At 47.5% G+C, this 11,841-nt stretch carries 9 protein-coding genes and 2 riboswitches; of the genes, 6 read left to right on the top strand and 3 right to left on the bottom strand.

Translation table 11 applies throughout. The annotated features are described in order from the left end of the window. Positions 1 to 121: 121 nt before the first annotated feature. Entirely contained in the window at positions 122 to 925 is an 804-nt protein-coding gene (locus K331_RS0112730; RefSeq protein ID WP_028590596.1) for a transglutaminase-like domain-containing protein, read from the bottom strand. Positions 926 to 938: 13 nt separating this feature from the next. Then, a riboswitch (cyclic di-GMP riboswitch) is annotated at positions 939 to 1,026 on the bottom strand. A 59-nt stretch (positions 1,027 to 1,085) separates the two neighbouring features. Then, positions 1,086 to 1,173, bottom strand: a riboswitch (cyclic di-GMP riboswitch). Between the two features lie 279 nt (positions 1,174 to 1,452). Here K331_RS0112730 and K331_RS0112725 point away from each other — a divergent pair. Beyond that, positions 1,453 to 2,076, top strand: a complete 624-nt coding sequence (locus tag K331_RS0112725) for a GNAT family N-acetyltransferase (RefSeq protein WP_028590595.1) — start codon at positions 1,453 to 1,455, stop codon at positions 2,074 to 2,076. A gap of 670 nt (positions 2,077 to 2,746) precedes the next feature. Next, complete coding sequence (locus tag K331_RS0112720; RefSeq protein ID WP_028590594.1) at positions 2,747 to 4,015, top strand: hypothetical protein; 1,269 nt, start codon at positions 2,747 to 2,749, stop codon at positions 4,013 to 4,015. 1,328 nt (positions 4,016 to 5,343) lie between these two features. On the opposite strand, the gene K331_RS0112710 is transcribed toward K331_RS0112720, so the two are convergent. Continuing rightward, the gene (locus K331_RS0112710; RefSeq protein WP_028590592.1) at positions 5,344 to 6,234 is read right to left on the bottom strand and encodes an AraC family transcriptional regulator; all 891 of its coding nucleotides are present in this window, start codon (positions 6,232 to 6,234) and stop codon (positions 5,344 to 5,346) included. A gap of 293 nt (positions 6,235 to 6,527) precedes the next feature. Between K331_RS0112710 and K331_RS29460 the strand changes: the two genes are divergently transcribed. The 4 genes from K331_RS29460 (at position 6,528) to K331_RS0112690 (ending at position 9,788) form a co-directional block, all read left to right on the top strand. Further along, a complete protein-coding gene (locus K331_RS29460) occupies positions 6,528 to 6,962 on the top strand; it encodes a MerR family transcriptional regulator (protein WP_033412302.1) in 435 nt (144 codons plus the stop codon). 4 nt (positions 6,963 to 6,966) lie between these two features. Continuing rightward, on the top strand, positions 6,967 to 7,938 hold the full coding sequence (locus tag K331_RS0112700) for an aldo/keto reductase (protein ID WP_028590591.1): 972 nt from the start codon (positions 6,967 to 6,969) through the stop codon (positions 7,936 to 7,938). A gap of 254 nt (positions 7,939 to 8,192) precedes the next feature. Continuing rightward, complete coding sequence (locus tag K331_RS0112695) at positions 8,193 to 9,146, top strand: copper amine oxidase N-terminal domain-containing protein (RefSeq protein ID WP_169718341.1); 954 nt, start codon at positions 8,193 to 8,195, stop codon at positions 9,144 to 9,146. A gap of 204 nt (positions 9,147 to 9,350) precedes the next feature. After that, positions 9,351 to 9,788 carry a MaoC family dehydratase gene (locus tag K331_RS0112690; protein WP_028590589.1) on the top strand — a complete coding sequence of 146 codons (438 nt, stop codon included), beginning with the start codon at positions 9,351 to 9,353 and terminating at the stop codon, positions 9,786 to 9,788. A gap of 207 nt (positions 9,789 to 9,995) precedes the next feature. Here K331_RS0112690 and K331_RS0112685 read toward each other — a convergent pair whose 3' ends face one another. Continuing rightward, a complete protein-coding gene (locus K331_RS0112685; protein WP_028590588.1) occupies positions 9,996 to 11,690 on the bottom strand; it encodes a histidine kinase N-terminal 7TM domain-containing diguanylate cyclase in 1,695 nt (564 codons plus the stop codon). Positions 11,691 to 11,841: the final 151 nt, after the last annotated feature.

Raw genomic sequence — 11,841 nt, 5'->3', positions numbered from 1 at the left:
ATGGTCCAAGGCTAAGGGTATAAACATGCATTTCACTTGCGCATTATCGCAAGTCTAGTTACTAGAATCTGTTTTATCTGAATGATTGCAATGGTCTCGATAAATAGAATCATGTGCTAGATTAATAGATTTTGGAGGCGGAGTAGCGAGCGGCGTCCTTAATCATATTAAAGTCTGCACCCTTGCTCTTCCAGCTCGCGTCGACTGTGGTATCAATCGTAACCCACTTGCCACCCAGATAGATTTCATTCCATGCATGATAGATATCGACATAGTCTGACTTGCCCATCACCAGCTTGGTTGGAACATCCACACTCCGCAGCATGGAAGCGAACAAGGAAGCGTAGTCGTAGCACATTCCTTTCCGACCTGCGATCGTGCGGCTACTATCTGGCAAGTATTCTGTCAGCTCACTGGCAGCCAGAGCATGGTCGTAGCGAATGGTGCTGATGATATATTCATAGATGGCTTGTACCTTCTCTTGATCCGATTGGGCTGAGCGAGTCAGCTCCTTCGCAAGCTGAGCGGCCTTGTCCTGCTCGTTCCAATGGATATTCTGTACGGAGTTCAGGAACACCTGGCTGCCGTTGGTCAGCTGGAGCTTCACTGCTCCTTCGCGAACAGCCTTATAGGTTGTGCCTTTCACCTGCTCCAGAATGGTGATTTTGTAATCTCCATTGCCCATCTGTAACGGGAATTCCTCCTGTCGCTTGCTCGACGACAGCCCGTAAGTATATTTATCCTGTCCCTTTGCGATCATGAGCTTCGTCTTGACGCTGGGAGTCGATTCATAGCGAATGGCGATCACACCGCGGTCCAGCTGCTCCAGCCCCAGCCAATCTGCCGAAGATTCAGCTTGTACCGCCGGAGTCCAGATCAGGAACGCCAACAGACCTATCATAGCGAACAACATTACGTTGCGCATACTGCTAACTCCTTTCGGTAGCCAGGCTGCCATTGACATCATGTCAAGAAGGCCCTGTAGCTTTGCGTCCCGGTCTTTCGACAGGTTTGCCATTATCGTGCTAGAGTCTCACAGAGTTCCCATGGGTGCTTGTCCCAGAAAAACAAAAAAAGCGCCGTCGTTCGGTAACTGGCTGCCATTTGACATCGCGTCATGAAGGCCCTGTAGCTTTGCGTCCTTGCCTTTCGACAAGTTTGCCATTATCGTGAGTTGCTTTTGTGCGTCTATTATATATGAAGATATTTGTACCCATCAAGGTAATAATTGGTTATTACGGAGTTTGTCGAAAAATTATTTTCTGACTCAGAGTAACCATAAGAGAGGGCGTCCTTGGTGGAGAGGAAATGTGGCTACACAGCATTCGGTTGGAGCAGCGGAGAAGTTCAACACTTTCATGAATATCTGCCTCGAATTTTCATATCTACATAATAATTGGCAGGTATGATAGTAATGTTAGGCCCTAGACTGATGAAAAGCAGAGGTGCAGCATGAAGCCGCTAGTGTTGACGGGGAGCAAGGTTAAGCTCGTCCCTATGGAAGAACATCATGCCGACTCATTATTTGAGATCGGTCAATATCCGGAGATTTGGCAATTCACACAGATTCACATCAGTACCTGGGAGGATGCCAGAGAGTACGTCCGCACCGCTCTGGAGCAACCGAACGCCATGCCGTTCGTCATCGTCGAGCAGGACACTCAGCGCATCGTAGGAAGCACGCGGCTTTACGATATTTCGGCTCAGCACCGGAGTCTGGAGATCGGCTCCACCTGGCTCACCCCGGCCGTCTGGAGAAGCTCCGTGAATACAGAATGCAAATACTTGCTATTGAAGCATAGCTTCGAGGCGCTCGACATGATCCGGGTGCAGCTCAAGACCGATAGCCGCAACGTCCGCTCACAGGCCGCCATTGAGCGAATCGGAGCGACGAGGGAAGGTGTCTTCCGCAACCATCTGACTTTGCCGAACGGCTATGTTCGTGATTCCGTCTACTTCAGCATACTGGATCGAGAGTGGCTGGAGGTCAAAGCTCGGCTGGAGTACATGCTGGGGAAGCCTAGCATCACAGTCTCGCCTGTCCTATCTGCGCAAGATACCGCTTTGCTTGGTTAAATTGCGGTTGTGAGATTAGAGGTTAGAAGTAAGAGATTAGATAAGGACAGATTTAGTTGAGGTTAAATGAGGATGTAATTAAGGATGTAACTAAGCATATAAATAAAATATTGATAGGGTTCGCATCGAAGCGAGTGAAGAGGAGATCACGCGGACTTGGGGCTAGCGCTGAATTCAGAGCTCCCATGAGGATTCACAGCCGTTATTGAATTCGCAGCCCCATTGGGGACTGGAGTTCGAATCAATTCGGACCTTAATGAGAAGCTATGTCTGGGCGTTGGGGTCAGCTTGGATTACGCTTACAATGTAGTATATGTCGAAGTGTGACGCAACGCCCCTATGATTCGACTATCCGAATCTAGTAATTTTTGAGAATTTCAATGAACAACACACGCAAAACATACGAATCCACTACAATAGAATCCACTACAATATAAAACCTAAGCACCCTCTGCTAGTTAGCCTTGATCGTCACGTACATGTGATGGAGTGCTCACTAGGGAGGGTTCTTTTATGCTTTCATCATCGCACCAACACTAGCCGATAGACGACAGCAATAATGCTCAATGTAAGTTCGCGGGCAGGAATGCCCTCCCATCTGTCGAACACCTCTAGAGAAGGCGCTTTTTGTGAGTAGCGTCCTAATTTACAAGAACCGAGGATATGACGGATGAAGCTACAATCTATATATAATGAATATGTAAATCTCAAATTCAACCGGGCGCTACCGCCGGAGGCGATTGCTCCCTATGCATATTGCACACTGGAGGACGATAGCATAGAGCTATTCGTGGCGGGTCAGCCAGAAGCAGAATCCTTCGTTCAGTGGGCAGATGAACTACAGCCGCCAGACCCAGGCTACACAACAAATCCGAACTGGATACCTGTGCTCTCGGGTTCTTTTCCAGCGCTGGATATCTACGACGAACAGATTTTGTACTACCTGCTCTACACCATTAACTCGACGACGGCCATCGTCCCCGTCAATCCCTATAATGCCATGAATGACTTCATGAAGAACTATAGCTTCCTCCAGCTCAGCCGGGTGACACATGTCACCAGATTAAGCGATGAGCAGCGTGAGCGGCTAAGAGACTTCTTCTTCTTTTTCTATCTATACACGCATCCTGTAAATGGAGAGACACTCGAAGCCTTCTCCTTCAGCGGGCCCAAGCTGCTGCATACGAAGACGAGCATCCAGATCGCGGACTATTTCTCGGTGTATCATGATTACTATAGCGGACAGCACGATCAGCTGAAGCAAGTGACACCAGGGCTGTTGCAACAAGAACAAGGTGATGAGCAAAAGCACGCGAATCAGGAGCAAACGGAGCCGGCAGATCAGGAGGGGCACAACCAAATTAAGCCAGAGCCGCCGAGGCAGGTAGACCAAGGGGGGCAAGAGCTTGCGAAGCGAGAGCTGTCTGAGCAATTAGCTCCAGAGCAGAATAACGATAAGATGGCATGGTTGGTATCCCATCCGATAGAGGCTTACAAGAATCTCACACTGGAGATGTTGCAGTCCATTGAGGGAACAGCAGCACCAATAATCCTGCCTATGGAGGATGGATGGGAGGACGCGTTGCGTCTGATCAACAACGTGGATAACCTGCTCGAGCTTTACTCCAACAAGCCCTCTGCGTTATTCGAAATGATGAAGAATTGTGCAGCAGCGACAGCCAATCCGTATCAAGTGTATATCTACCGTAGCTTGCTGCAGCATTATGCGTGCTATATTCTGTACTTTCGGTTCGATGAGCTTCATGCTTTGGTGGATTACTTCAAGGACACCCCATCCTTGTGTAAAGTGATCGTCAGCCACATCTTCACAGATGCGATCTTCATTCAGAAGATGATGCGGCAGCAGCAGATTGATCTGAGTGAGTATGAGAATGTCACACAATTCTTTAATGAGCAGGCTAGACAGATGTATTTGTAGGATGACGTTATATAGATTGAACTGAAGATGCTAAGAGTTGGGGGCGCGCAACTGCGGTGAACGTTTGAACCTCCGGCCGCTGTTGTCTCCAGATTCCTTCCATGTAAACGGCTTGTAGCCGTGGAAATCCAGAGACAAAGGCGGTCGCTATCGCTCCTCCAGTTCCAAACTTCCCCTCCGTTGCTCACTCCCCTACTCAATTTTATAGGTTCAATCTATATAGACTAAAGAGAGAAGGATAAAGGAAAAAGGCCGCACAATGGCGGCCTCTACGAAAACTATACTTTTCCGAGGATGACCGTCCATACCTCACAGATCGCTTCCGAATTACTCATATCTATCTAAATGATGCTTCTCGATATAATCACAACTAGGACTTCTTGTACCGTGTATACAGCCTACTCAGTAGAGTTATAACCAAATACACAATTGCAATATTCAGAATCAAACTTCCTAGATCAATATGGAAAGAGCCGAACAAATTGGAGCCCAACCCCTGATCATATACAGTCAAAAAAGGAAAAGGGAACCCTATTACATCGAGCTTATCTTCTACAAATCGAATGGGATATATATATGTAATAATGAGCACAAACCATGCAGATAAATTCATCGCTTTCCAGTCTAGTTGCTTAAATAGATTTTTTATCGGATTCATTCGGCACTTCCCTCCCTACATACTTTGTCAAAAATAAACCTAGTATATTCCATTTTACTAAAATGGTAGCAATAATATGTTTATAGTGCAAACATTTTATAGTAACTTCATTATTAGATATTATTGTTATCTGCACGCGCCCTCTCCAATCTTCATACATGGCCTGACGTTAGTAATAGTAGTAATCGGTAGTGGAACCACTTAATCCGGTTAATGATAACTGATGCGATTCACATTTTACCAACCTTTCCTTTCATCAGTACAGATATGTAATTCACTTCAAAGATACAGCAAAATAGAGGTACTGTTAATTTGACGTGGTTAACCATGTTTACTTAACAGTACTTTTTTGTCCTCACCTATCCCTCCACATTGACACCCCTATCCACTCAAAGAGGAGTTCTCCCTGAGAACTCCTCTTTGAATCTCCATATAAAGTGGGTCAGCAGCCATTACCACACACAGCAACCAGCAACTGTGCAATGCCCGAGCCTTTTTTCACCGAAAATCTATTGTTCCTAAAAGCTACTGCACTTCTTCTTCACTCGATCACATTTCTCCTGCACTCTACCGACTACTCCACTAGCAGCATCCAGCACATACAGGTCTCGATTTCATTGCACCATACCATGCTCCGAGCCTCTTAGCACATGCCCTCTTCAAGCCTCACTTACTTGGGTCGAACCCGAATCCAGATCTCGCTCCAGCAGGCACTGCCGCAGTTATAGTACAGCTCCATATCACAGCCGTCGATCTTCTCATAGTCCGCTGTCGGCAGCCACTCCGTGTATACTCGCTTGGTGAGGCCTTGAATGGCATCACTCGTCTTATCCATCGTGTGATTCTCGGTTCTGAAGATTGCCCAGGTCCCGGCAGGCACCGTTACTTCCCTGTACCCCTGCGTATCACTCCGGTTGGTCTTATAGGCGAACAGCATGTATGGAAAGGTCTGCTCCCCCTCCACCGAGCGGTAATCACAGATCGCATTGACCAGACACAACTCATTCGGCGCTTCGCTCAGCATATTCGTGGATTGTGTGAGCTTTTCAATACGTCCATCCTGATGTGCAGCTTGCCAGAACTGGGGAATCGCACGGAGATTCTCACCGTTCTCCATCGAGAAGATTTCCTCAATGCCATAGATCACAAAAGCTTCCTTGGATTCGATTCTGTAATTCATTGCGACAGCTCCTCTAACGGTTAGTAGGAAAGAGATCCGGGGATAGGCGGTGAGGGTCACACCCTGCTCGCGCGCTGCTGAAGGTGTCTTCCCGTGAATGATGTTGAAGGCTCGTGTAAACGCCTCCGGTGAGTCATACCCATACTTCAGCGCAAGATCCACAATCTTCATGCTGCTATGCTGTAGCTCGAATGCTGCGAGCGTCAGCTTCCTGCGCCGAATATACTCCGACAAGGATACATCCGTAGCAGCGGAGAACATCCGCTGAAAGCTCGAAATCGAGCAGCAAGTGATCTTTGCCACTTCCGTCATGTCTACATGCGTAAGAAGATGGTCTTCGATATAGTCCAGCGCTTCATTCATTCGTTCGAACCAGGCCATCCAGTCTCCCTCCCCTCTGCTTCCATTTAATCAGATTCAGCATCAATCATCCTTGCAGTTACTCTCCCAGTTCTGCACGACTGCAACATATATACTTTAGACAAACTAGCTTACTATAATGGTACTTGATCAAGAGAGGTCTAACAATAATCAAACCGCGATATGAACGGAATTGACACTTCATCAATACTCCAAAAAATTACATGCTTGCCTTAGAGCGCGCTCTAACGAATATGATGTACAAGAACCAGCCGAGCACGTCTGCTTACAAGCTGAAGAAGGGATCGATCTATATGACATTCTCTATAAAAGAAGTCTCAGAGCGGCTTGGTTGCTCAGCTCATACCATTCGCTACTACGAGAAGGAGGGATTACTCCCTTTCATTAAGAGAGATAAGCATGGACATCGCCTGTTTGAACAAGAGCACATGGATTGGATCAAGCTGATGACCTGTTTTCGAGCAACTGGAATGAAGATGTCTTTAATGAAGCAGATGGTCAATCTCGCCTTAGACGGGGATTCCACCATTCCGCAAAGAAAGGCTATGCTGAACCAATACAAAGAGGACTTATTCCGACGTCAACGTGAGCTGGCGGAGGCTCTGGACGCAGTGAATAACAAGCTCGCCATTTATGAAGAGATCGAAAAAGGAAGAGTTCATTCGGAGAGCCAGCTCTTGAACCAGCTGGCAATGCAGCAGAATAAACCAACGGACGGAGATGGGTAACGAGATGATGCCAAGAACATTAGGAAATAGTGATCTAATCGTATCTTCGATTGGACTAGGTATTATGGGCATGTCCCCAGGTATGTACGGGGAGACAGACGACGAACAGTCTATACAGACGATACATCGTGCACTGGAATTAGGGGTTACGTTGATCGATACGGCGGATGTATATGGAAATGGTCATAACGAGGAGCTTCTCGGAAGAGCTCTTCAGGGACGCCGAGCGCAGGCGGTGATTACTACCAAGTTCTCGTACACCCCCAATTATGAAAGCCTTAGTGGGCACCCGGATTACGTGCACAAGGCTGTCGATGAGAGTCTGCGACGCTTGAACACCGATTATATTGATCTATACTACCAACACCGCGTGGACCCAAATATTCCGATCGAGGAGACAGTTGGAGCAATGGCTGAGCTAGTTAGAGCTGGGAAGGTTCGCTATCTTGGACTTTCAGAAGCATCTGCCTCTACCATTCGCCGAGCGCATGCGATACATCCGATTTCCGCTTTACAGAGCGAATATTCACTGTGGAGTCGGGATATTGAAGACGAGATTCTCCCGACAACGAGGGAGCTGGGAATTACGCATGTCGCTTACAGTCCACTAAGCAGAGGCTTTATTTCTGGAGAGCTCCGTACCTTTGAGGACTTGGCTCCCCATGATCTTCGCAGGTACATGCCTCGATTCCAAGGCGACAACTTCAAGAAGAACGTTGAGATCGTTGATAAGATTAAGGAAATCGCCGCCGAGAAGAACTGTACTCCTTCGCAGCTGGCCCTGGCATGGACCATATTCAACGGTGCGCTTCCTATTCCAGGAACCAAACGCATGAAATACCTTGAAGAAAATGCTGCCTCTGTGGACGTAGAACTAACAGCCGAGGACCTGACTCGCATCGAGCAGGTTAGTCCCAAGAACAGCGTTCACGGTACCCGATATATGAAGGAACAAATGTCTTTGCTTGAGGGCTAGTGTATTCGAAGACTTGGCTAGTATTATTGCAGGTATTGTTGCAAATACAGCTTAGCCTCTGGCTACAAGATGCTGTGGAACAAAGTAACGTAGATGAAAGGTCATCCGAGCCGCCCTTTATTGGGTGGTCTTCTTTTTTTATAGTACTTTTTGCATATTAGAGGTATTTTTTGGAACACGGCTCTATACCAGCTATGTTATATTCAAGATGCATGTCCTATGATTTTCAATACACACCTAGTAAAGGAGTCAACATGAAAAAAATAGCTTACATAACACTTATAGGGTGCATGGCGCTCCTGGTCGGGCTGTTCTCATTCACTCCCCTGACCTCCGCCGCTTCCGTAAAGTACACTCTCCACATCGATGGTAAGGCGATAACCGGACAACCTTCAGTCATTGTGGAAAATAACACTACGCTCGTGCCTATGAAAGCCGTACTAACCAAGCTAGGCTACACCATGACCGTAGATAGCAAGACGAAGGCCATTACAGCCAAGAACACGTCTGGCTCTTCTATCATCGTTAAGACTGGCAGCAAGAAGGCCACCATCAACGGTTCAGAGGTCGTATTGCCTGCATTGGTCAAGACCGTGAACGGAACGACCTACATTCCGTTATCAGCAATTCGGAGCTTAACTGGCAAGACGGTTGGCCTTGATAGCGCGCAGGGCTTTGCATGGATTGGAAATAAGCCAGCATCGAGCAGCATCAACATACCTTGGTCCATCAGTCAGGAGGAATTTAAGACGAATTCTGCTCAGAAGCAGCTGGTGGATGAAGGTGGACAAGGCGACATTCGTCTTCTCATGTATCAGGATTCGCTAGAGGCTGGAGCAACTGAAGAGTTATATATCTTTTACAAGAACAAACTCGCAGCCGTTGTACTTACCCCTGTCATTCCCGACTATGATCCAGGTGAACTAATCAGCTTTTATGCGGGGATGTTTAGTAGTATAACTGCAGAGTATGGACAACCCGTAGCTGGCTCAAGTGCCCCAAATCCGAATAATATCAGTCAGTATGTCGCACGCTATGCTGCTGACGGTGGCCTAACCAGCGAATGGATTATGGATGGTACCAAGATTACTCTATTCCTGAAAGCAACAACAGACGCAGGATATAGCCTGAGTCTACAGTACGTGGACATATCCGTCGAGGAGCAACTGAACGCTACGTGGGCTGACATTAAGAATGCCCTGCAATAGTATACCTTAACCATAACACGGAAGGAGCCAGGCTACTTATGCCATCGGCTCCTTCTCCACATTCACGACGCATGCTTCATAATAGAAATTGTCTAATGATTTGCTTGATTTCATATCTGCTCTGCCTTATACAGGAGAACTCGAGGAAAAAAGGGAATCATAGATGTAAGAAGTATAAGTATTTATTTGGAGAGGAGTGTCAGCATGCAGTTTCATGAATTTTATATCGGCCAGGTGTTTACCACCAAGGCAATTACCTTGAGCGAGGAAGATATTTCCCGATTTGCCGCCGAATACGATCCACAATACATGCATCTGGATAAAGCGAAGGCGGAACAAGGCAGATTCCGGGGCATCATCGCATCGGGCATCCAGACACTCGCGATCTCATTTAAGCTATGGATTGAGACAGGGAGCTACGGTGAGGACATCATTGCGGGGACCGCTATGAATCATGTGAAATTCATACGTCCCGTCTATCCGGGTGACGAGCTGCATGCTGTTGTAGAGGTCGTAGAGCTGAAGAAATGGCGTAATCAGACAGGCATCGTCACCGTGAGAATGTCCACGTTCAATGCTCAGCAGGAGAAGGTGTTCACAGGTGAGCTATCGGCTATGGTGAAAAATGAACACGCCGAATGAATTCTCGCCGCAGAAAGGTAATTCCGGGCAGTCCTCGACTCTCATGAAATACGATCCTTCAACAAATGGGCTGACGCGGATATAATCCTCGTCAGCCCATCTAACATACTACCAAACATTCAGGATGCACTCTCCGGGAATTCCTTCATCCACTCCCAATGTACGGCTATTTCCCCTCACTCGTTTACTGAAAGATGCTACATCTCCTCAGTTAAACGAAGCTTGCTGGAAGCTGGCCAGCTCAATCCGGTTGCGCCCATTTTGCTTGGCTTGGTACAGAGCCTTGTCTACCGCTGCGAACAGCTGTATCAAGTACTCCTCTGGATCATCAGGCACCCGTTCATCCTTAAAATCCTCAACCGACAGAATGCCCATACTGATCGTGATGGATACCGGCTCACGGCCATGCTCCACGACGATATGATTCGACTCGGCTGACGATCTAACAAGCTCCGCGAGTTGCCCCGCCAGTTGTCGTCTTGTATGAGGGAGATAGATCATGAATTCTTCTCCTCCATAGCGGGCCAGAATATCCGTGCTACGTATCGACTCCTTGACGATCTGAGCTGTGCGATACAGCACCTCATCACCGATGACATGTCCGTAGTGATCGTTAATATATTTGAAGAAATCAATGTCAAACAGAATCAGGGAGAACGGAATCCGATACTGAATATTGCTCATCACTTCATGGGTCAGATGCTGGGTCAGATAGCGGCGATTGTAGCAGTCCGTCAGACTATCAGTAAGCACCAGCTCTTCTAGCTGCCGATTGGCTCGGGATAGCTCAAGACGAGTACGGTCGAGGGAATGATTCCGTTCCTGCAGCATGCGATTTTTCCGGTTCATCTCCTCCACCAGGAAACGCTCTTGCGAGACATCCTGAAAGGTAAGAATACGGCCCATCGGCATACCATAAGCATCCACAATCGTTGACGCCTGCAGTATAAAATGACGAACACTATCGCGCTCCACGAGGATCTCAATTTGCGACATGGCAAGATCCCTTTGCTTATAATGCTCAAGGAACTTCTCGCTATTGCCCTCCACCCGAACGGAGCTCAGAAGTGCTTCCATATCCAAATAATCACCGACATGCAGCTCAATGAAGAAGGGCAAAGCCTTGTTCACTTCCATGATGAATTCACGGTCATCTAGCACAAGAATTCCATAGGGGATGGTATTAATCACGTCCTCGTGAGCGATGGAGACGAGATCGAACATATTGTATTTTTTGATGACATAGATGAAAAATAGATCTGACAATACAATCCCGAGAGAAGTAAAGCCTGGAATGATCGGCAGCCACTCGCTTAGCACGACATTCAGAAGGGCATCGATGCTGGCAAATACGGCCAGAACCAGGATTCCCCATAGCATAATCTTCACCTGTATCCTGTTCGTGACGGACGTGCTGGGCGACAGCAGGGTCCGAAACAGTACCAAGAGAGATGCCAGCAGGTAACCGACCAGAATAGCGATGACCACCCAGAACCATGGTCCATACTCGCGTTGAATATAACCTCCTTCCAAGGGAGCCACGAACACATGATTCGGGTTCCATACCACTCCCACAGCTGCGATCAGCGCTGGAGCAAACAGCAGGTAAGCTTTTCGGAGGCCTATTCGCCCTGCGTGACCGGCAAGAAAGACCGTAAGCAGGAGCCAGCCCCCTCCCAGGAAGGCTAGGGCCACAAAGGACAGGGTCACATACAATAGCTGTAACCACAGATCATCCGTCAGATCTGTGGCCATTTGGCCTAGAGGCCAGAGCATCATAAAGAAATGGAAAATGAAATACACCTTATGTAAGTTCGTAATCCTAACCGTAGCGAACACGTAAATAAATAGAATCAGTAATACAAGGAACAAAAAGAGATCGTACCATACTAATGGATCCACACATCTTTCTCCTTCTTGAGCCAGACAACTACGATGACTTGCAATTGTATGCCATTACGCTAATAAGACCTGAAAAGGGCCTGTTCCTTCTACGTTCATGGTTATAAACCACATCTTATCATACTGCTACAAGCATGAGCTAGCCCACACA

Source organism: Paenibacillus massiliensis subsp. panacisoli DSM 21345 (genome assembly GCF_000426545.1).
Taxonomy (GTDB): domain Bacteria; phylum Bacillota; class Bacilli; order Paenibacillales; family Paenibacillaceae; genus Paenibacillus; species Paenibacillus panacisoli.
The sequence above is the reverse complement of the archived record's forward strand: the minus strand, read 5'-3'. Positions and strand labels throughout refer to the sequence as shown.

Bases quoted from the DNA above. Each gene is read 5' to 3' on its own strand.
- K331_RS0112730 (WP_028590596.1), bottom strand. From the start codon at position 925: ATGCGCAACGTAATGTTGTTCGCTATGATAGGTCTGTTGGCGTTCCTG.
- K331_RS0112725 (WP_028590595.1), top strand. From the start codon at position 1,453: ATGAAGCCGCTAGTGTTGACGGGGAGCAAGGTTAAGCTCGTCCCTATG.
- K331_RS0112720 (WP_028590594.1), top strand. From the start codon at position 2,747: ATGAAGCTACAATCTATATATAATGAATATGTAAATCTCAAATTCAAC.
- K331_RS0112710 (WP_028590592.1), bottom strand. From the start codon at position 6,234: ATGGCCTGGTTCGAACGAATGAATGAAGCGCTGGACTATATCGAAGAC.
- K331_RS29460 (WP_033412302.1), top strand. From the start codon at position 6,528: ATGACATTCTCTATAAAAGAAGTCTCAGAGCGGCTTGGTTGCTCAGCT.
- K331_RS0112700 (WP_028590591.1), top strand. From the start codon at position 6,967: ATGATGCCAAGAACATTAGGAAATAGTGATCTAATCGTATCTTCGATT.
- K331_RS0112695 (WP_169718341.1), top strand. From the start codon at position 8,193: ATGAAAAAAATAGCTTACATAACACTTATAGGGTGCATGGCGCTCCTG.
- K331_RS0112690 (WP_028590589.1), top strand. From the start codon at position 9,351: ATGCAGTTTCATGAATTTTATATCGGCCAGGTGTTTACCACCAAGGCA.